The organism is Ruegeria sp. BB6 (assembly GCF_056539385.1).
The window spans coordinates 47,733-68,455 of the sequence record NZ_JBQFUW010000009.1; the positions used below are offsets into that span (position 1 = coordinate 47,733).

Sequence of the window (20,723 nt, forward strand, 5' to 3'; positions counted from 1 at the left end):
CAAATCGGGCCTTGGGGTCGGCGCTGTTCCCGGGACTTGAGCCTGGGAAATTAAGCTACATTCCTGTCATTATTCAGTTGGCGCATAACTTCCATCTTCTCGATGAACCTCACCACCGGTAAGTGGAGGGTTGAAGACGCAGATCAGCCGAAGGTTCGCATCCAGAGCTTGTACCAAGTGCCGGTCATTTTGGTCCAATGCGTACAGTGTGAACGGTTCCAATTCGTGCCATGTCTCCTCGTCAGAACGTCGGATTTGACCTCTGCCTTCGATGCAGTAGCAGGCTTCTAAATGATAGATGTATTCAAGCTCGAGGACGGTATCTTTTTTGATGATTGTATCGGTCATCGAAAACCCCATGCCATCGGAGGCAAGCAGAAGCCGTCTGCTGTTCCATCCCGGGCCGGCAACGTCCCGTTCGGTACCAACGATACTTTCTAGTGATCTCACAATCATGGCCGTTCCTTTCCGAACTCAACGAACAGCACGATTCATACCTCCGTCTGACAGAATGTTCTGTCCGTTGATGTACCGTGCTCCATCCGACGCAAGAAAAACACAGGCTTGTCCGATCTCGGCGAACGTTGCCGGGCGTTGCGCAGGGATAGACCGTCTTGCCAGGTCGGACAGATTCACGTTCTCGCAAAAGCCGGGCATCAGGCTGTTCATGTTGATGTTGTGGCGGGCGTATCGATCTCCGAACAACTTGGCGAAACTGTGCAGCGCACCGCGAAGCATGCTCATCGGATAGGGTGCGCGCGGCTCAACCGTGTTCATGGACGAGATATTCACGAATGAACCGCCACCTTGTTCAATCATGATCGGGGTCACGATGCGTGCCAGCTTGACGACATTGAGCACATACATGTCGAGACTTTCGCGCCATAGCTCATCCGGTAGTTCCAGCAATGGCCCGTCGAAGTCCGGGTCAAAGCCCACCGTCTTGATGGCTTCTGGCACGCCACCACCATGGCCCATATTGCTGACGACGGCATCGATCCTCCCGTACTCTCGGAGTGTGGCGTCCACCATTGCCTGCAGGTCGGCCGTGTCGAGGACCGAGCCCTGACGCCCGATCCCCCCCAATTCATCTGCCAAGTCTATGGATCGCGTCGATGGGGACATCAGCGAAACTTTGAAGCCCGCCTTTGCCATCTCGATGGCGCATCCGCGCCCAATGCCCTGACCGGTTCCGGTCATCAGCGCCACTTTAACGTCAGTCATGGGATTGTCTCCGCTGTGATTATTCTTGACGAGGATATGCGGGCTACAGAAAGCAATGAAACGACTTTACCGCACAGAGATGTGAGATAAACTCACACTCATGACGAACATCAGGCATCTTCGAGCATTGCAAGCCTTCGATGCAACCGCATCACGCCTGAACATCAGCAAGGCAGCCAATGATCTGGGCGTGACGCACGGCGCAGTAAGCCGCCAGATCAAACTGTTGGAGCAATACCTTGATGTTCAACTGCTGAGAAGGCTCTCAGGCGGAGTACAGCTTACCGAAGAGGGTGCACGCCTGCACCTTGCGACGCAGGAGGCATTCGCAACTTTGCAGCAAGGGATTTGGGCGACCAAACGGCCCCGAACACGGGGTTTTGTTACGGTTTCGCTTTCGTCATCCCTGACGATCAAATGGCTTATCCCGAGGCTTCCAGAGTTCCGTGAACGTCATCCGGGCATCGCAATTCGACTGGATACCGAGGATCAAATAGTCAATTTCCTTGATAGCGAGGTAGACGTGGCACTGCGTTTCGGTGGCCATCAATCAAGCGGGCTCTATTGCGAACGCCTTGTGAATGAGCGTCTCGTTGTTGTTGCTGCGCCTTCACTGGTGGCGGAAGGTCCGATTGACCCTGAAGCGATAATTCAACTGCCTCTATTGCATGATCAGTTTCATCCACACTGGGACACCTGGGCGACAAAAGCAGGGATAAGGCAACCGGATGTTCAACCTACAAGTTCGGCTTTACCCAACTCCGCAGTTTTGATTGCGGCTGCCATTGATGGGCAAGGTGCCATCCTGGTACGTGAAATTCTTGTGGCTGATGATATCGCGGCGGGACGTTTGGTCCATCTAAGCGATTTAAGCGTTGAGGACGAGAACGCCCTATACTTCGTCTGCAGAGATGGTGACCAGTTGTCTCCGCCAATCAGCACTCTACACGCATGGCTTATTGAAACAGCCCCGAAGCCGTGATCACCCCCTTTTTGATATGCGAAACTCACCGGGCGTTTCAGCTTTCAAAAGGCAACCTGACCCTCGACCTCCAGCCGGTAGCTTGCCGAACCGCCTAGTCCCTCAGCCGCTCACAAAGCGTTGATTGGCGAAAGCCAAGGTTCGTCATCCTGTCGAAGAAAGGGCTGAGGAACATAATGCTCTGGGTGGGTTCTGCACGCATGATTGGGGTGTAGCATACAAATGCCTGAAAACATTCATCAGATGACAGCTTTATTGGCCCAGCTTCACCAAATGAATATGAATTTCGAGATACCTCAAGCTATGGTGATCACAGATTTGCAACCTGTGGGGTTTTCATGAAACTGAGAAGCACGCTGATTTCGTCCCTTTTTCTGACAACGGTCGTCGCTACTTCGGCATACGCGCAGACTTACGATGTGGTCATTCAGGGTGGGCGCGTCATGGACCCCGAAACAGGTTTTGATCAGGTCGCCAATGTTGGAATCAACAATGGCTGGATCACTAGCATCACCACCGACGAGCTGACGGGCGATGAGATCATCGATGCAACCGGCCACGTTGTTGCACCGGGTTTCATTGATCTCGAGCAGCACGGGCTTGGCCCCTGGGGTATCAAGGTCAACCTGCGCGATGGCGTCACAACCCAGATGGACTTTGAAATTGGCGCAGCCAATATCGACGAATGGTATGCCGCCCGCGAAGGCAACACACAGGCCAATTTCGGCACCGTTGTGGGACAGGAATTTGCCCGGATGCGGGTGCACGACGGGCTAGCGCTGGAGGGGCCGGATATCTCGATGCCCTATTTCTTTGACTACAGGGCGCAGGCCGCCGAGGACGGGGTCGATGGGTGGTCGGTTACGCCCAGCACCAAGGACCAGATGAACGAGATCACAGCCCAGCTTGATGAAGGGCTGCGTCTGGGTGCGCTTGGTGTGGGATCAACCATCGGCTATGCGCGAAATGGGATCACGACGTATGAGATGTTTGAGGCTCAGAAAGCTGCCGCTCGATATGGCCGCCTGACCTCGGTGCATCATCGCTTTCATCCCAGTGCCTCAACCCCAACCGAAACCCAGACCGGCGTGAACGAGATTCTGGTCAACGCAATGGTTCTGAAGGCACCGTTGCATATCCATCACGACAACGACTATGGCTGGTGGGAAAATCAGGAAAAGTTACAGATGGCGCGGGAACAGGGTCACAATGTCTGGTCCAGCTATTACCCGTGGACGGCCGGGTCAGGGAATTACGGTGCATCCATTCTGGGCCCTGACAATTGGGAAGCGGGTATGGGGTACAAATACGAAGAAACCATCTTTGATCCTCAACTCGACCGATTCGTTACGAAGGAAGAGTTCTTGGAGTTTGCCAAGAATGAACCGGGACGCACAGCCATTGCTTTCAGCCCGCCGCGTGAGGAATGGCTGAACGACTGGATTCAGATTGCAGGATATAGCGTTTCGGGCGACGGAATGCCCGGCTTGGACGCAGAGGGTAACCGGCTAAATTGGGACTCCGCCTACGAGGACTACGCTGGCCACCCACGAGCCGCAGGTAGTCATGCCCTTGTTCTGCGGCTTGCGAGAGAGGCCGAAATACCCCTGATGTTGTCGCTTTCGCAGCTCAGCTATTCTCATGCCAAACGCCTTGGCGACACGGGTCTGAAGGCTATGCAGGTCCGTGGTCGGATGCAGGAAGGTATGGTCGCAGACATCGTTATCTTTGACCCCGAAAACGTCACCGAACAGGCAACTTATTCAAAAGGCAAGAACGGTCTGCCTTCGACCGGAATTCCGTATGTTCTGGTGAACGGGACCATCGTGGTCGAGGACAGCAAAGTGCTTAAGGACGTCAATCCGGGGCAGGCAATCCGCTTTCCGGTCGAAGAAGAAGGTCGCTTTGTTCCGGCAGGTCGTGAACAGATCATGGGCATTCTGACCCCGGACACCGGAACGACGCGCCCGACGCTGATTGAGGATATCACCGACGATCAGGCCTCGCTTGACCAACCGTTGCAAAAACAACCGGTTCAGCGTCGCTTGGCGAAAGCTGCCGTTCCCGCTCCGCCGGTCACCGATTGGTTTGCTCAGGCCAATGGCCCGGACGATTCCGAACTGTTTCTGTGCATCGTTCACGGAGTGCTTGAAGATCGGGAAACGGCCCAACGCGATTGGGCGCAAGCTGTCGCAATGCGCATGCAAAAAACGAGTGGACGGGCAATTCCTGCGGTAACTGCGCCGAACTAAGCCGTGCTTCGAAATTGAGCTCTGGGAATTGCGTTGATCGCTGAGGCTGGTGGGTTTTCCAGTCCTGTCCGGTGCAAGGCGGAGGCATGTCCGGCTTTCCTTGGTTGAGGCCGATCTGCATTCCGGTGACGGGGTGACAGATCCACAGTTCCAGTCGGATTTCCACCGCAATGTGGCACCGGGGTGAACTGAGCCGGGGCAGGTGGGGTGGATGGTAGCCAAACCTCTTGCCGCAGCAGCATCTTGAAGCGGTGGCAATCCGAATAGGCGGCGATACTCACGGCTGAATTAAGAGGTGCTTTCATATTCCGCCAAGTTCGTCGCACGTGCGGCGCGATTACTGTTGGTCGGCGAGCTGATTTCCAGGATCTTGTAAGAACAGGCCATCGCTGCGAACAGACCGATCGGCCTGATCATGAACCACGAATGAATAGCGCTGTGACTTGAGAATGCCAGGTACCAAACAAGTATGCTCAGCGCAGCCGCAAGCAGTCCGAACGCACGATACTGGCGATAGATAGTTCCGCTTTGCAGGTCACGCCAAAAGCAATGGAAAAAGAGCCCAATCGCCAAAACCAAGTAAGCCAGGCCCAGCACGGTCGAGCCGTAGGCGATATGATGGGTTCGGTAGGCCAGTCGTGCGAAAACTTCAAATAATGAAAACTCTCCCAGCGAAGTTCTTTCTTCCAGTTGGTCGAAGATATTGCTCCAGACCTCAGGTCCGAACACAAGGGCAGTGACCCCGTATTTCGCAAGCATGAGGCCTAGACAGATCGTGCAGAAAACAAACGTCCCCAGAACGCTTCTGAGTACGGCCTCAGGGACATCTTCATCAGAGGTCAGGCAGAAGAAAGGGAGCAGTATGACAAGAGCCACGCCCAATGGAATTTGGCCTGTCAGAAACTCAAAATAGATAATGAACGCCGCTGCGATCCCGATGATAGCCAAATACGTGTCGCGCCGGCAGGCAATCGCCCCGAACGAGACTATTGCAAGAAATAGAAGGTGAACGAACAGGTCCGCCGGTCCGATTGACAGCGACATTCCGAAGTATTGAACGCCGGACAAGGTGAGCAGCAATACTGACATCAGGCACAGCCCAAGATTTATCGACCGAGCCGGTGCCGGTATGTCTGGTCGGCTTGCGCGGACTAGTGTGATCACGGCCACCAACAGCAGTGTCAGAGAGTTGGCCGTCAGCAATAGATTGCGAAAACCCTGAACGCCGACCAGAGGCACGACAAGCTCGGCCAAGGCGCGCCCACCGTGCATGTACCTATGGTAAGGAACAAAGCGGTATGACTCTTCGTTCCCGTTTACGACCTGGTCCATCAAACGACCGCAAACTACCTCTATCAGAGGATTGTCCTCGACTGTCTCGCGGCCTTCGATAAGCGGGCGCCCAAATGGTGATACTGCCCTCTCCAACGCGGTTCCATGAGCGTTCAGCGCCATCGACAAGATGAGGCAATCATTGTCTTGAAACACGCCTCTTTCCCGGTTGTTGAGCAACCGATGCACCGCAGTCAAATTCCCTTCTTCAATCGCTTCCGCGACCTTTATTCTGAGCTTCGCGTCGTCGGTGACGGCACTTGCCAAGTTCAATGCTAAGAAAAAAGCCCCTGCAACGATTATCACGACTATGGCGATCAGAATTGCCGAACCGAACGCGCGCCTGATTTCGCGCCAATCGACTCTCTTGCCGGCGATAGTTACTCCAAACATTCGTTACTCCTTCGGCACCTTGACGCTTGGAAAAGGATCCTGCGCGGCCGACCACATGAGACAATTGCTTAATTTCAACCAATCAAATCAGCTTATATAATGAAACGTGAATTCCCAGAAAAAAGTTCACGGGCTGATTGATACGTCGGTTCGTTTTGTTGTTTTGGTCTGTCTTCTATGGGGTAAAGAGCAAGGAGGTGTCCCTTGGGGAACCTAGCCCCGCTAGGACACGGCAGGTGCAGGTGTCTTCTGCGTGTGCTGGTCGCGCAGCAGGTTCTTTTGTACCTTTCCCATAGTATTGCGCGGCAGTTCCGAGGCGATTTCATAGCGGCGCGGATGTTTGAAACGCGACAGCTTACCTTTGACGGTCCCCGCAATCTGTTCCACGTCAAGTTTCGCGCCGGGCTCGGGAACCAGAGTGGCAATGATCGCTTCGCCGAAGTCGCTATCGGGAATTCCGAAAACGGCTGATTCCAAAACGCCATTGATGTCGTTCAGGACGTCTTCAATTTCCTTGGGGTAGACATTGTACCCACCGGTGATGATCAGATCCTTCGACCGACCCACAATCGACAGGTAGCCATCCGCGCTGTATTGGCCCAAATCACCGGTAATGAAAAAGCCGTTGTCACGTAGTTCTTCCGCCGTTTTCTCGGGCATCTGCCAATAGCCTTTGAATACATTGGGTCCACGTATTTCGATCATTCCTACATCGCCCTGAGGCAGTGTTTCTCCGGTTTCGGGGTTGGTGACAATCACCTCGGTGCCGGGCAGAGCCATGCCAACAGTTCCCGCGCGGCGTTCGCCATCATAGGGGTTCGAGGTGTTCATGTTCGTTTCGGTCATGCCATAGCGCTCGAGGATGCGGTGGCCTGTGCGCGTTTCAAACGCCTGATGGGTTTCTGCCAGCAATGGGGCAGAACCGGAAATGAACAGGCGCATGCCCTGTGTGATCTGTTTGGTGAAACCGTCATCTTCCAGCAATCTGGTGTAGAAAGTTGGGACACCCATCAAAAGGGTCGACTTGGGCAATTCCTGCACGATCGCGCTTGCGTCGAACTTTTCCATCAGCCGAACTTTGGCACCGGCGAGCAGCGACGTATTCATCGCTACGAAAAGTCCGTGCGTGTGAAAGATCGGCAGCGCGTGAATCAAGCGGTCGTCGCTTGTGATGCCCCACAATTCCACGAGAGTTTGGGCATTAGACAAAAGGTTCTGATGGCTCAGCATTGCGCCCTTAGAGCGGCCCGTGGTTCCCGATGTATAAAGCAAGGCTGCAAGGTCGTCCGGGGCGCGATCCACGGTTTCAAACTCGTGGGGCTGTGCGTCAGCCTCGCGGCTCAGACTCGAAGTGTCGCCGCCAAGGGTCCGCAGCTTTGCGCCATAACGGGCCGCCAGTTTTCCGACCTCAGTTTCGTCGGTGCTGTCGCAGACGATCATGGCAGGTTGGGCATCGGCGATGAAATAGTCCAACTCTGCCAACGTATAGGCGGTATTGAGCGGTAGGTAGACTGCGCCCGCCTGAACCGCAGCAGCGTATAGCGCCAGTGTATCAGCCAGCTTTGGGGCCTGCACAACGATGCGGTCTCCAGGAGAAACTCCGCTGTTCTGCAAAACATGCGCGATCTGTGCGGCGCGTTTCAGAAACGCATCATATGACATCACCTGTCCGTCATCGAGTTGCAGGAACGGAGCCTTGTTTCCCGCGTGGTGGGCAAACAAGCTGTCGTAGAGAGTGTTGGTCACGCTGTATTTTCCTCTGGTCTGGCCGCAAGTGTTGCGGTTGAAGCCGCGCGCACGGAACGCGAGGCTTCGATTGTGGCATGTGCCGCAAATTCTTCGTGGTGACGTTCTGTCTTTTTCAAATCGTAGAGGTAGTTGACCATTGCGCCGCCGGATTGGGATCGTCCGTTCTGCGACAGGTCGGCCTCGGCATGCAGTTCGTGAAGCTCGGCACCGTTTCCCAGATGAAAACGGGCCACGGGATCCAGCGGCATCCCATCTTCGCGCTTGGCGAATAACAGGTATCGGGCGGCCATCGCCCGCACGTCCTGTGCAAAGGCTGTTCCCGCAAGTACGGCTTTGGCGGCATGCCCATGCTCGGGGTGCCCTCTTTCGCCAGCCAACCACCGGTTCATACCCGGGATCGGGGACAAGGTCACAAATGTATCAAGCCCCGGCAGCTCTCGCGAGAGTTCCGTCACAACCTGCTTGATCAACAGGTTTCCAAAGCTGATGCTCGTTAGACCCTTCTGGCAGTTTGAAATGGAATAGAATGCCGCGACTTTTGCCTGTTCGGGTTCGATCGGTTCTCGGACTTGGGACAAAAGCACATCAATCGCATTCGGAATTTCAGCCGTCAAAGCAACTTCGACAAAAATCAGTGGCTCATCTGGCATTGAGGGATGAAAAAACGCAAAACAGCGACGGTCGGGCGGGTAAAGCCTGCGCCGCAAGTCGTCCAGATCGTTAATCTGATGGACCGCCTCATACGCCACGATCTTGTCCAGAACGCGGGCTGGTGTATCCCAACTGATCTGTTTGAGGACCAGAAACCCCCGGTTGAACCAGCTTCGCAGCAAGTGCACGAAATCTATATCTGTGCGCCTGAGTTCGGGGTTGGACTTGAGAAAACGCAACAGGTCGACGCGCATTGCCACAAGCTCTTGCGTTGCGCCGGAGGGTTGATTCAGCCGGCGCAGCAATTCTTGCCGTCGAGGTTCGGCGGCCTCGCTAAGCCTTTTATATAGATCGACGCTTTTATCTTTGGTATAGCGGCGCGCGGTTTCAGAAAGCCGATCCGCGTCCAACTCAAGCTGGTCATTCAAATAGGCGAAGAAGTTCAGTTTTTCCGTGTCGTCCAAGGTCTGGTATCGATCCAGGATCGTGGAGGCGAGCACGAAACCCGATACTTCACCTTCTGCAGACAAGAGTGCTTCACACAGCTCTGATATGGATCGCTTGTCGTCTTTGCCTCGCTTTTTTCCGGGGCGGTCGAACAACTGATCGAGCAGGTCGCCCAGAAACCAGTTCCGCTGCATTTCAGGGCTCCATCTGACTGCTCAGATACTCACCAGTTCGACGGTAGTGATCGATCAAATGCCGTGTTGCGCTTTCTGCGTCGCGATCCAGTGCCGCGTCCAGAATTTCCTGATGCTCTGCGTTGATATCGCGCTTTTTGTAACTCGACCCACCAGCCGCCAGATAACGATAGCGGATGTTCAGGTCGTAAAGCTGCGAACAATACCGCAACAGCAACGGCAGTTTCGCATTGTCCAACAAGGCCATATGAAACGCCTTGTGTGCGTCTTCAAAGTCGTGTGCTCCTTTTTGGCCCGCCTTCTTCATATGGTGGTGACGCAAAACAAGCCTGTCTTCCCAGGCTGAGTCTGCATTGGCGATGGACGCGCGCAACGCGGTTTCTTCAAGATTGCATCGCAGCAGCAGAATTTCCTCGAAGTTGCACTTGCTCACTGGTGCCGCCCTGAAGCCGCGCTGGTCAATTCGTTCCACCAGCATGTCCGAGGTCAAAAGGCTTAGTGCTTCGCGAACCGGGCTTGCGCCAGTGTCTAGCAGCCCGCGGAGCTGCTCGATCTTGAGCTTTTGACCGGGTGGCAGCTCGCCAGTCAGGATCATTTCGCGCAGCCTTCGATACGCACCATGAGTGGCGGAAGTCTCTTTGCCCTCGGTGTCAAGCATGGCGTCCATATCTGGCTTTCCCTTCTTCGTGGCGCAATCTTCTGGGGCTCTTAGCTGAGAGCGCTCGTTCCAGTCGAGAGCCCGACTGAGATGTTCAATGAGCCTTCGTTTATCATCCATCGCCGAAGTACAAAGCTGCGCGCCCCGCTTTTGTGCATCGGGTCATCCTCTGCCAGCTTTCGGGCGGCTTCGAGACTGTCGGCCCTATAGATGATGAGGCCCATCCCCTGCATATGCTCGCCGGTTTCATCCGACATCGGCCCGGCAAAGGCCAGCTGCCCGGAACGTTCAAGCTGTGCCTGATATGCCAGGTGATCTGGAAGGGATGCCTTTACATCTTCTGGCGCTTTGGCGGGCGTGCTGTGCGCAACGTAAAGCTCTAGAGCAAGTGCGCCCCGGCCTTTCGCTTCTGATTTGTAGTCTGCCCAAGCAACCATTGCCGCCCTCCTAAAAATATCGATATTATTTGACATATGGCAAAATAGTCGGCAAAAATCAAGCGAACTGACATGGATGGTGAAAATGAAATACCTGGTGGGAGAGACTTCGGAAGGCACTGCGGTTTTTGCCGTGAGCGGTGAAAACGCTGTGAATTTAACGGCTTTGGACCCCGCCATCGGTTTCGACTTGATGGGTTTGATAGCCAACCCGGAACTGGCCGACTCACTGGCTGACAAAATCGCCGCTGCAGACAGTGTGGCTGTGTCTTCCATTGTGCCAGCCTTGCCCGTGGCGGCACCCGGCACGATTATTTGCATGGGGTTGAACTATACCGACCACATCAAGGAAGGCGGCTATGACATACCGGAGTATCCGACACTTTTCATGCGTGGGAAAAACTCGATCATGGCGGCGGGGCAGCCAATGGTGCGGCCAGCCTGTTCCGAGAAGCTCGACTACGAGGCCGAGCTTATGTTGATCGTTGGAAAACGTGGTCGTCATATCTCGGAAGCGGACGCGCTGGATTATGTCTTTGGCTATACCGTGTTCAACGACGGTTCGCTGCGGGACTATCAGCGTAAAACCGTTCAATGGACACCCGGCAAAAACTTCGATGACACGGGCGCGATCGGTCCTTTCACCGTAACGCCCGACGACCTGCCCGAAGGAGCGTCCGGCCTGAAAATCGAAAGCCGCGTGGGGGACGAAATCCTGCAAAGCTCGAACACCGCCAACATGATCTGGGGGGTTCCGCAGGTCATCGCGACGATCTCGGAATATACCACTTTGGAGCCGGGGGATCTGATTGCGTTGGGGACGCCGCCGGGTGTTGGCCACGCCAAAAAACCCAATCCACGTTGGTTGAAGCCGGGTGAAACCGTCGAGGTCGAGATTGAAGGCATCGGCATATGCGCCAGCCCGGTCATCGACGAAAAGGATGCCAAGTCAAAGGTGGCCGCAGCATGAGCGCACCAACCGGGGCAGAATTAGAGGCACTTCGCGCCAAGGCGCAGCAAGATCATCGCGATCTGCGCGAGCGTATTCCCCGTTTGACGGATGACGCGATCGCCCTGATCCTGCGCGAATCCAGGTCGCACTACGCATGGACCGACCAGCCAGTTTCTGACGAATTGCTTGAAGAGATATACGACATCACGATCAACGGCGCGACCAGTATGAACACGCTACCCGCCCGCTTTGTATTCGTGAAAAGTGCCGAGGGTAAAGAGCGGCTTGCCAAGTCTTTGAAGCCAAAGAACGTGCCGAAAATGATGGACGCACCGGTTACTGCCATCATTGCGTATGACATGGAGTTCTGGAAAGAGCTGCCCTTTCTTTTCCCGCACGAAGATCGTCGGCCCCTGTTCGTGGACAACCCCGAATACGTGGCCGACACTGCGTTTCGCAATGGGACTCTGCAGGGTGCCTACTTCATGATCGCAGCGCGGGCCGTCGGGTTGGACGTTGGTGCCATGTCGGGCTTTTCAAACAAGATCGTCGACGAGGAATTTTTCGCGGGCACGACGCTCAGGTCGAACTTTCTTTGCAATCTGGGCTACGCGGATGAAACAGGTTTGTTCCACAAACTTCCGCGATTTCCGTTTGAAAAGGTTTGTTCTTATGCATGAGGAGGCGCTGCCGTGGGCATGAAAGTGAAACCCGTCGTGACTTACCGCACGACAGCTCGGTGCCCGACACACGCGCGCACTGAGATACCAATACGCGATCTGGATGTGGTTATCGACGAACCAGTCGAGCGGGGCGGGACAAATCTTGGTCCGTCTCCGACTGAAACCGCGATGGCAGCGCTGATCGCCTGTACCAACGTCATCGGGCACAAGAATGCGCACCGTCTGGGAATTGATCTTGGCACAGTGACAATCGACGCGAAATGCAGGTTGGACCGGCGCGGTGTCCTGATGGAGGAGGAGATTGATGTTCCGTTTCCAGAAATTGAACTCACCGTGAATTGTGAAACCCCCGCCAGTCAGGAGGAGCTGACACGCGTGGGTGAAGAGACAGCCAAATATTGCGCCATCGCAAAACTGTTTGAAGCGGCAGGCACCGACCTGACCGTCAACTGGGTCAAAGCAAACAAATAAAAAAGACCCGACTTTCTGGGAGGAGAGAAATGAAAAACTGGACCAAACGCAGTCTAATGGGCGCCGCTTTAGCTGGCGTTATGGCGCTGCCCGTTGCCGCAGAAGAAACCATTTCCGCGGTGGTGATAGATGGCTACCCCGACCGCGCCTTGTGGGTGAAGGAATTCACCAACTTCTTCATTCCAGAAGTGGACAAACGGCTGGCCGAGTCCGGCAACTATAAGATGAACTGGCAAGAGAACTACGGCGGTTCGATCGTAAAGCCAAAGGGCGTTCTGGAGGGGATACAGCTTGGTCTTGGCGACATCGGCATCGTCACAACGATCTTCCATTCCTCCAAGCTGCCGAGCCAGGGTATTTCCGGCTCGACGCCTTTCGTGGCATCGGATTCCCGTGCCGTTGCCAAGGCCGTGGATGAAATAGCACGTGAATTCCCGGCGATGCAAAACGAGTTTGCCGCGCAAAATCAGGTCTATCTGGCAACGGGCGTCGTACTCGACACCTATCAGGTCTTCTGCACGGAACCGGTTTCAACTGTTTCTGATCTGGAAGGCCGCAAAGTGGCTGGGGCCGGGTTAAACCTGCGTTATCTTGAAGGTATCAAAGACGCGGCCGGTGTTCGCGGTGGCCTGACCGATTTCTACAACATGCTGCAAACTGGCTTGGTGGATTGTGCGATGCTCTGGCCCGAAGCCGCCAAGACCTTCAAAATCGCTGAGGTTGCTCCTTACATGCTTAAGGCTGACTTGGGTGCGGTAAATTCCAAGACGATCACGGTAAATTCTGACTATTGGGCAAAGCTGCCCGACGAAGTCAAAGACGTTCTGAAAGCCGTCGCCATTGACTATCGTGATCATGTGGCCGGCATCGCCATGGACCGCGCCGCGGCCTCAAGGGATGCTTATACCGAAGCAGGCGGGACGATTGTCGAAGTTTCGGACGAAGATCGCGCGGCTTGGGCCAACGCAATGCCAAATGTTGCACAGGAGTGGGCCGCCACGCTGAATGAAAACGGCGAGCAAGGCGACGAGATTTTGGCCGCCTATCTCGGCAAGCTTCAGGACGCCGGGTTCACCGGAGTGCGTGACTGGACGGTCGAGTAACCACCCGGCGACCCGAGAAAGGGGCCTTTGATGCTGAAGACCGCAGTTGCTGGCCTGTCGCGGGTCGCCAATTCGCTCGCAATAGCTGCCAACGCATTGGGCACGCTCGTCGTCCTTGCGTTGGTGGTCATCCTGAATGTCGACGTCATAGCGCGCGGCCTGTTTTCGGCCCCATTGCGTGGAACCTATGAGATGGTTCAGTTCTCGGTCGTGATGATCGTTTTCCTGCAGTTGGCCGACGTGGTCAGGGTGGACCGGCTGACACGTTCAGACGGGTTTCTGAACCTGATGCACCATCGTCGCCCCGGCCTGACGGCCAACCTCAGGCGGATCATCAATGCGATCTCGGCGATCTTCATGGGATTGATTGCCTATGTGACCTTCCCGGAATTCCTGCATATGTGGGAGACGCAGGACTATTTCGGAGTGCCCGGTCTTTTCACATTACCCTGGTGGCCGGTCAAACTGGTCATCGCGTGCGGGACTGCGCTTGCCTGCGTGATCTTCCTGCTCAAGGTCGTCACGGCGCAGGACCGCCCGCAACTTGTCCGCACCCCCGAGCATGACGAGGCCGCAGAATGACTCCGATCGAGATTGGCCTGATCTCGGTCGTTGCAATCGTTTTCCTGATTTACGCAGGCGTCTACATTCCGATTGCGCTGGGCGTCGTGTCGTTCGTGTCAATCTGGCTGATGCGGGACAACTTCACACTTGCGCTGAACCTTTTGAAAGTTGCGGTCGGCGACAGCGCGATGGAGTACAGTTTCGCGACCATTCCGCTGTTCACCTTTATGGGGCTCATTGTCTCGAAGGCCGGGTTGGGCAAGGACATCTACGAAGTCATGACCATGCGGTTTCGCAAGGTCAAAGGCGGCATCGGCATGGCAACCGTCGGAGCCAACGCCGTCTTTGCAGCCGTAACCGGGTCTTCAATAGCCTCCGCTTCCGTGTTCACCAAAGTCTCGGTTCCTCAGATGATGGCGCAGGCTTACAACCCGCGCTTTGCTGTTGGGGTGGTCGCCGGGTCTTCGGTTTTGGGTATGATCATCCCGCCTTCGGCCATGCTGATCATCTATTCCTTTGTCGCCGAACAATCCGTGGGCGATATGTTCCTGGCAGGCGTTATTCCGGGGATCATGCTGGCCATTGCCTACGTCGCCGCGATCTGGGTTATGGGCCGTTTTACGCCAGCTTTTGTTGGCGGTCGGGTCGTGGAAGACACTGAATGGATGTCCGGCCGCGAGGTCGCGTCGAAAACCCTGCCGACACTGTTCATTATCACAGTCGTGCTCGGCGGGATTTACACAGGGTGGCTAACCGCGGTCGAGGCCGGAGCAGCCGGGGCGCTGGTTGCGCTTATCATCGCTGTGGCACGCAAATCCATGACGCCCAGAGCCTTCTGGGACGCCCTGCTGGAAACCGGCCACATTACAGCGGCGATCCTGTTCCTGATCACTGCGGCTTCGATCTATAGCCGGATGCTGGGGCTGGCCGGGTTGCCCAATCAGTTACAGGACTTGCTTGCGGGGAATTCGGCGTCCTTCTGGACGATCATGCTGCTTTACGTCCTGCTGATGTTGTTTCTGGGAACATTGCTGGACACGGCATCAATCATTCTGATCGTGGTCCCGCTGTTCCTGCCCATGGCCGAAGCCCTTGATATGTCGCTGATCTGGTTTGGCATTATCACCGTTGTGGGCGCTGAAATCGGGCTTTTGACGCCACCTCTGGGTATTTCCTGCTTTGTTATCAAATCCACGATTAACGATGACCGGATAACACTCAAGGACGTGTTCATGGGCGCGCTGCCTTTTGCGTTTGTGATGCTGATCGTTCTGTTCATTCTGATCGAATTCCCGATCCTCAGCCTTGCCCTGATTTAAGGAGACCCAGATGCGCTCTGTCACCAAAGACAATATCACCGACGTGTTCATGGGATACCTGTCCAAGGACACCGATCCGAGGATGCGAGAAATCATGGGCTCTCTGGTCAAGCACCTGCATGACTTTGCCCGAGAAACCAACCTGACGCATGAAGAATGGCGCACCGGAATCGCGTTTCTGGAAGGGTGTGCCGCAGTTGAAACAGAAGACCGGCATGAATTCGTGCTGGCCTCGGACGTGCTGGGCCTATCGTCGCTGGTGGATATGCTGCATTCCAGCCCGGATGCGACCAGCTCGTCCGTATTGGGCCCGTTTCACGTCTCTGGCGCGCCTGCTTTGCCGATCGGTGGCGACATGAAACGCAACTACGGCGGGCCGGTGCTGCTTGCAGAGGGCGTCATACGCGATACCGAAGGCAATCCGATTGCCGGGGCCGAGCTCGATATCTGGCAAACGGCCCCGAATGGCCTTTATGCCAGTCAGGATGAAGAACAGGATACGTATTCTTTCCATGGTCTGATGACCACTGGTGAAGATGGTCGGTACGCGTTCACCACCGTGAAACCAGTCGAGTATACCGTACCGTCAGATGGGCCTGTCGGGGATATTCTGCGGGCATGTGGCCGCCATCCATGGCGACCGTCGCACCTGCATTACATCGTCAAGGCACCCGGCCACCGATCTTTGGTAACCGAGATTTTTCCCGACGACGATCCCTATCTGGATCAGGATACGGTGTTTGGCGTTCGGGACGATCTGGTGATGACCTATGTGGAACGACCAGCTTCGGAATTTCCCGAAGGAATGGAGCTTTCTGGAAAGATTACCGAACCCTTCTTACACGTGACTTTCGACGTGAGGCTTGCCAAATCCTGATAGGTGTTGAGGATGTTTGTGGTGCTGAGACATACCTTCATCATAGGTGCAGCGCTGTTCTGCGGCGCGGCGATCGCTGACGAGCGACAAATCTTCGATGCGCATATTCATTACAGCCATGATGCCGTAAAGCTGGTTCCACCGGAACAAGTTGCCAAAATCCTTCAGGACGCAGGCGTGAGGAAAGCACTGGTTTCCAGCTCGGACGACAATGGAACGCAATTGTTATTGGCGGCAGCCCCGGAAATCGTTGTTCCGGCACTTCGCCCTTATCGTCGCCGAGGTGAAATCAACACATGGATGCACGATGAAACTGTCATCGACTATCTGGAGGCAAATCTGGCCAGGAACGAATACGAAGCTATCGGAGAGTTTCACGCATATGGCGACGACATAAAAACGCCAGTTATCCAACATATGATCGCGCTGGCGAAAGAAAGGAACCTGATTCTGCATCACCACGGCGATCGCGAGGCTGTTGATCTGATCTTCCAAACCTGGCCAGACGCTCGGGTTTTGTGGGCGCACTCTGGCTTTGATGATCCGACCCGCGTGGTTGATGCCTTGGACACATATCCCAGGCTTTGGGCAGACTTGGCTTTTCGGTCGGATATGGTTTCACGCGGCCGTTTGGACCCGGATTGGAAGGCCGCGTTCGAGGCGCATCCCGATCGGTTCATGGTTGGTACGGACACATTTGCGCCGGAACGTTGGTACTATGTCGGCCCCCACGCAGATTTTTCGCGTGAATGGTTGAATCTGCTGCCGGATCGGATCGCAGACAACATCGCGTATGCCAACGCAGAACGTTTGCTGGCATCAGAATGATCCGCTGGGTTGTCTGGCTTATTGCTTCCCCCGGCGCAGCAGTTGCTTGTGATGCTGTGGGGCAACGCATGGGTTCGCAAGCCCCAAATGCACCTGAGGTTTATGTGGATGTCGGCGCAATTCCGTTGGCCCAACCGTTTTCCGTTCAGATTTCAGTCTGCGCTGAAGCCACGGTCCATCAGGTACGTGTTGATGCATTCATGCCCGCGCATCAGCACGGATTGAACTACGCTCCCGAAGTTTCGGCATTGGGTGACGGAACGTTCCGGGTCGATGGTTTGCTGTTTCACATGTCGGGTCTGTGGGAGTTGCAGGCCGACGTTGAGTTCAGTGGGCGATCGGTGTCCTACACGTCAGAGATTTCGCTAAAATGAAGCTCTGGGCCGCAGCCGTGCTCGTGTCGCTTCCGGTTGCGGTGCACTCAGAAGTTCTGTTGTCCGAAGATGAAATACAGCAAACGCTTTCCTTCGGGCCGTGGCCACCAACATACCAGTCAGACCCCAGCAATCGAGTTTCAGGTGACACCAGAGCGATTGCGCTCGGCGCGGCCTTGTTCAACGATCCCGTGCTGTCGGTAGACGGCGCTTTTTCCTGCGCGAGTTGTCATGACCCCGAACAGGCATTTACCACGTCCGAGGCGCGGGCGCTCGGCCGTGTCCTGTTGGATCGGAACTCCCCATCCCTGAGAAACCTTGCAGGTTTGCGCTGGTACGGTTGGGGCGGCAAAAGCGACAGTCTCTGGGCTGCCAGCCTGCATCCGATCATCGAAGGACAAGAGATGGCTCATAGCAACGAAAGTCTAAAAGCGGCCATTTCCGAGAGTTCTTATGTTGCCGATTTTGAAGCCATTTTTGGCAGTATCCAAAACCAAGACCCCGAGTTGCTGTTGGTCAACACCGCTAAGTCTCTATCGGCCTACTTAGAGACGCTCAGAACCGAGCGGACACAATTTGACGATTTTCGCGATGCGTTGGAACGCGGTGATCTGTCGACGGCTGGGAATTATCCCGAAGCTGCTCAGAGAGGTCTAAAGCTCTTTTTGGGGCGCGGAAAATGTGCCCTTTGCCACAATGGTCCGACATTTTCCAACAATGAGTTTCACGACGCCGGTGTGCCTTATTTTCTAAGTGACACCGAAGTGGACGAGGGGCGGTTTGGTGGTTTGAACTTTTTGTTCTCAAGCGCATACACACTGGATGGGGAATGGAGCGATGATCCGGCCAAGCAAGGTGCATGGGCGGTTCGCAGTGTGCGCAGGCGTCATTCTGATTTTGGAACCTTTCGCACGCCAAGCCTGCGGGGTGCGGCCGAAACTCCGCCCTATATGCACGACGGCAGTCTGATCGACTTGGAAGCGGTGATCCGGCACTACAGCGAAATTGATACCGAAAGGCTGCATGCCGACGGCGAGGCCATACTTTCTGAACTGACCTTGTCCGAACACGAGATCGCAGACCTACTCGCATTTCTGCTGACTTTGACCGGAACGCCGTAGCCCTAGACTTGAGTGCCCGCCGGGTAGAACTGAAGACGAGGTGCTGCGCAGGTTTTCTCCATCGAATTCGGCGTTCAAACAGTCTGTGTCTCCTTAGGCCACTTCAATCGGAATTTGCTGGGCATTGCCCCATTGCCTGGGCGACTGCCCATACATTCGTTTAAACTCACGACTGAACTGAGAAGGGCTGACATAGCCCACGTCCATCGCCGCCTCTGCTACAGGTGTGCCCGCTGCAATCTTCATTGCTGCATTGTTCAGGCGCATCGACTTTACGAATTGGATTGGAGCCATTGTGGTGACTTGCTTGAACTTTCGATGAAACACCGCGCGGCTCATGCCTGCCAGGGTCGCCATATCATCGATTGAAATCGGCGTGTCCAAATGGGACGAAACATGCGCAATAGACCGTGCAATAGCATTGCCAGCGCCAAAGGCCCGTCTGGCGAAGGTGCCTGCTTCGCCCTTCAGGATCGCGTAATACAGCTCGCGCAGTCGCGCATCCCCAAGAACCGCCGTATCCATCTGGCTGGTTCCAAGTTGCAGCAGCCGCAGCAACGCCTGAGTGAAACTGTCATCCCATCCCGCCAGTCTGATCCCTTGCGATCTCACTGCGCCGTTGGCCGCGGGTAGGGCAGCTCCGGCATTTTCCATCTCCATCGCCAGTTGGGACATTATTCGCGGGTTCAAAGAGATCAAGACGCCATAGAGAGGGTTTTCCAGCGATGCGGAAGGCGTGCCAGCCTTGACCGGCAGCGACAACGGACAGCACAGGTATTGGCTGCTGTCATAGAGGTATCTGCGGCCATCCAGCACGGCTTCCTTTGCGCCTGTCAAGATGGCCACGACGCAGGGTTCGTAGACTGCCGGAGCGCACGGGATGGCTTGCGTGGCTCGAAACAGGCGCACGCCGTCGATGCCGGTATCCGTCAGGCCGTCTTGTACGGTTCGGTCTTCGATAAGTTGCTTGATCTGGTCTCTGCTCATGACGGACACTAGGTGCCTCGAATTGGCTTTGGCAACCACTTTGATACAATCAGGCAAGAAACTGCGACGATCTCGTCTGTTAAGGTTCATGGAGGAGATTTATTTGCAACTCCAGGATGGACGCAAGCCCACACGACACAGACGCCGACGCCATAAGGAACAATAGTATGACGGACACGACATTTGGCCCCAAAGGTTGGACCCCAGAGCGCCTCGGAAACCTTGAGGGGAAAACCTACCTCATTACCGGAGCGAACGCGGGCGCGGGATTTCAGGCCGCGCGCACGCTGCTGAAAAAGGGTGCCAAGGTTGTGATGCTGAACCGTTCGGTGGAAAAGTCGCAAGCCGCCGTCACGGAACTAAGAGGCGAGTTTGGAATTGGCGCCGATGTCACCTTTGTCCGCATGGACCTTGCCTCTCTCGCCAGTGTGCGTGAGGCCGCGGCGGAGGTTCTGGGAACCGTTCCACATATCGACGCCCTGATTTGCAACGCCGCCATCGCCCAAGTGCCAACGCAGCAATTTACCGACGACGGGCACGAGAGCATGCTGGGGACGAACCATTACGGTCACTTCCTTCTGTGCGGACTGCTCTTCGAGCGGATACAAGCGTCCAGGGGCCGGATCGTGGTGGTCAGTAGCCTTGGCTACAACATGGGTATCAAGACCATCCAGTTCGACGATATGAACTGGGACGAGAAATATCATCAGAACCGGACCTATTGTCAGAGCAAACTGGCCCAGATGATGTTTGCCTACGAATTGCAGGATCGGCTTGCGGTTGCTGGAAGAACCGAAGTTGAGGTCTTTGTTTGCCATCCCGGTGCCTCGCGCACGTCACTCGTCCAAACCAGCGCTGATCTGAAGACGCGGATAATGTTCGGTCTCATGTCCGTTCTACCTATCGTGCAATCGGCCGAGAAAGGCTCTTGGCCCGAAGTCATGTGCGCGACCGATGATGGTCTGGAACAGCGTGCGCTGTATGGCCCGACCGGTCTTTTGGAATTTGTTGGTCCTGTCGGCAAGGGCACGCTGCATTCCCACGCTTACGACAAGACGGTGATGGCAAAGCTGTGGGACGTGTCTGAGCAAGCGACGGGGTTCACCTGGACGCTTTGAACTGGTC

Annotated in this window: 21 protein-coding genes; 13 read left to right on the forward strand and 8 right to left on the reverse strand. The window is 55.4% G+C overall.

Annotated elements, in window-relative coordinates:
• Positions 1 to 69: 69 nt before the first annotated feature.
• Together ACR0B7_RS18095 and ACR0B7_RS18100 are read right to left on the reverse strand one after the other, a co-directional pair.
• Entirely contained in the window at positions 70 to 456 is a 387-nt protein-coding gene (locus tag ACR0B7_RS18095; RefSeq protein ID WP_170485566.1) for an ectoine synthase, read from the reverse strand.
• 18 nt (positions 457 to 474) lie between these two features.
• Complete coding sequence (locus ACR0B7_RS18100; RefSeq protein WP_170576930.1) at positions 475 to 1,224, reverse strand: SDR family oxidoreductase; 750 nt, start codon at positions 1,222 to 1,224, stop codon at positions 475 to 477.
• 100 nt (positions 1,225 to 1,324) lie between these two features.
• On the opposite strand from ACR0B7_RS18100, the gene ACR0B7_RS18105 reads away from it, so the two are divergent.
• Both ACR0B7_RS18105 and ACR0B7_RS18110 read left to right on the forward strand, forming a co-directional pair.
• Positions 1,325 to 2,206, forward strand: a complete 882-nt coding sequence (locus tag ACR0B7_RS18105; protein WP_170485568.1) for a LysR substrate-binding domain-containing protein — start codon at positions 1,325 to 1,327, stop codon at positions 2,204 to 2,206.
• A gap of 338 nt (positions 2,207 to 2,544) precedes the next feature.
• A complete protein-coding gene (locus ACR0B7_RS18110; RefSeq protein ID WP_170485569.1) occupies positions 2,545 to 4,458 on the forward strand; it encodes an amidohydrolase family protein in 1,914 nt (637 codons plus the stop codon).
• A 288-nt stretch (positions 4,459 to 4,746) separates the two neighbouring features.
• Here the strand turns inward: ACR0B7_RS18110 and ACR0B7_RS18115 are convergent, their stop codons facing one another.
• From ACR0B7_RS18115 to ACR0B7_RS18135, 5 genes are all read right to left on the reverse strand, one after another.
• Positions 4,747 to 6,183, reverse strand: coding sequence for a hypothetical protein (locus tag ACR0B7_RS18115; RefSeq protein WP_170485570.1), 1,437 nt, complete (start codon positions 6,181 to 6,183; stop codon positions 4,747 to 4,749).
• A gap of 222 nt (positions 6,184 to 6,405) precedes the next feature.
• Positions 6,406 to 7,929, reverse strand: coding sequence for a malonate--CoA ligase (locus ACR0B7_RS18120; protein ID WP_170485571.1), 1,524 nt, complete (start codon positions 7,927 to 7,929; stop codon positions 6,406 to 6,408).
• Entirely contained in the window at positions 7,926 to 9,224 is a 1,299-nt protein-coding gene (locus ACR0B7_RS18125) for a malonyl-CoA decarboxylase (protein ID WP_170485572.1), read from the reverse strand. Before ACR0B7_RS18125 ends, ACR0B7_RS18120 begins: the two co-directional genes overlap by 4 nt.
• Position 9,225: 1 nt before the next feature.
• Positions 9,226 to 9,891, reverse strand: coding sequence for a GntR family transcriptional regulator (locus ACR0B7_RS18130; protein WP_170385104.1), 666 nt, complete (start codon positions 9,889 to 9,891; stop codon positions 9,226 to 9,228).
• 41 nt (positions 9,892 to 9,932) lie between these two features.
• Positions 9,933 to 10,319: a YciI family protein gene (locus ACR0B7_RS18135; RefSeq protein WP_170485573.1), complete on the reverse strand. Its 387-nt coding sequence runs from the start codon at positions 10,317 to 10,319 to the stop codon at positions 9,933 to 9,935.
• Between the two features lie 85 nt (positions 10,320 to 10,404).
• Here ACR0B7_RS18135 and ACR0B7_RS18140 point away from each other — a divergent pair, with 85 nt between their 5' ends.
• From ACR0B7_RS18140 to ACR0B7_RS18185, 10 genes are all read left to right on the forward strand, one after another.
• On the forward strand, positions 10,405 to 11,289 hold the full coding sequence (locus ACR0B7_RS18140) for a fumarylacetoacetate hydrolase family protein (protein WP_170485574.1): 885 nt from the start codon (positions 10,405 to 10,407) through the stop codon (positions 11,287 to 11,289).
• Positions 11,286 to 11,951, forward strand: a complete 666-nt coding sequence (locus ACR0B7_RS18145; protein ID WP_170485575.1) for a malonic semialdehyde reductase — start codon at positions 11,286 to 11,288, stop codon at positions 11,949 to 11,951. The genes ACR0B7_RS18140 and ACR0B7_RS18145 overlap by 4 nt, the downstream gene beginning before the upstream one ends.
• An 18-nt stretch (positions 11,952 to 11,969) precedes the next feature.
• Entirely contained in the window at positions 11,970 to 12,425 is a 456-nt protein-coding gene (locus ACR0B7_RS18150) for an OsmC family protein (RefSeq protein ID WP_170416674.1), read from the forward strand.
• A gap of 29 nt (positions 12,426 to 12,454) precedes the next feature.
• Positions 12,455 to 13,528: a C4-dicarboxylate TRAP transporter substrate-binding protein gene (locus ACR0B7_RS18155; RefSeq protein WP_170485576.1), complete on the forward strand. Its 1,074-nt coding sequence runs from the start codon at positions 12,455 to 12,457 to the stop codon at positions 13,526 to 13,528.
• Positions 13,529 to 13,558: 30 nt separating this feature from the next.
• Positions 13,559 to 14,110 carry a TRAP transporter small permease subunit gene (locus tag ACR0B7_RS18160; RefSeq protein ID WP_170385122.1) on the forward strand — a complete coding sequence of 184 codons (552 nt, stop codon included), beginning with the start codon at positions 13,559 to 13,561 and terminating at the stop codon, positions 14,108 to 14,110.
• Positions 14,107 to 15,411 (forward strand): TRAP transporter large permease subunit, encoded by a 1,305-nt coding sequence (locus ACR0B7_RS18165; RefSeq protein WP_170485577.1) that lies wholly within the window; start codon positions 14,107 to 14,109, stop codon positions 15,409 to 15,411. Before ACR0B7_RS18160 ends, ACR0B7_RS18165 begins: the two co-directional genes overlap by 4 nt.
• A 10-nt stretch (positions 15,412 to 15,421) precedes the next feature.
• A complete protein-coding gene (locus tag ACR0B7_RS18170; RefSeq protein WP_170485578.1) occupies positions 15,422 to 16,288 on the forward strand; it encodes a dioxygenase family protein in 867 nt (288 codons plus the stop codon).
• A gap of 12 nt (positions 16,289 to 16,300) precedes the next feature.
• Positions 16,301 to 17,116 (forward strand): amidohydrolase family protein, encoded by an 816-nt coding sequence (locus ACR0B7_RS18175; protein WP_480682148.1) that lies wholly within the window; start codon positions 16,301 to 16,303, stop codon positions 17,114 to 17,116.
• 68 nt (positions 17,117 to 17,184) lie between these two features.
• A complete protein-coding gene (locus ACR0B7_RS18180) occupies positions 17,185 to 17,490 on the forward strand; it encodes a hypothetical protein (protein ID WP_170485580.1) in 306 nt (101 codons plus the stop codon).
• Complete coding sequence (locus ACR0B7_RS18185) at positions 17,487 to 18,611, forward strand: cytochrome c peroxidase (RefSeq protein ID WP_170570378.1); 1,125 nt, start codon at positions 17,487 to 17,489, stop codon at positions 18,609 to 18,611. The genes ACR0B7_RS18180 and ACR0B7_RS18185 overlap by 4 nt, the downstream gene beginning before the upstream one ends.
• A gap of 93 nt (positions 18,612 to 18,704) precedes the next feature.
• Here the strand turns inward: ACR0B7_RS18185 and ACR0B7_RS18190 are convergent, their stop codons facing one another.
• Positions 18,705 to 19,598 carry an AraC family transcriptional regulator gene (locus tag ACR0B7_RS18190; protein ID WP_170485582.1) on the reverse strand — a complete coding sequence of 298 codons (894 nt, stop codon included), beginning with the start codon at positions 19,596 to 19,598 and terminating at the stop codon, positions 18,705 to 18,707.
• A 167-nt stretch (positions 19,599 to 19,765) separates the two neighbouring features.
• Between ACR0B7_RS18190 and ACR0B7_RS18195 the strand changes: the two genes are divergently transcribed.
• Entirely contained in the window at positions 19,766 to 20,716 is a 951-nt protein-coding gene (locus tag ACR0B7_RS18195; protein ID WP_170576932.1) for an SDR family oxidoreductase, read from the forward strand.
• Positions 20,717 to 20,723 lie beyond the last annotated feature (7 nt).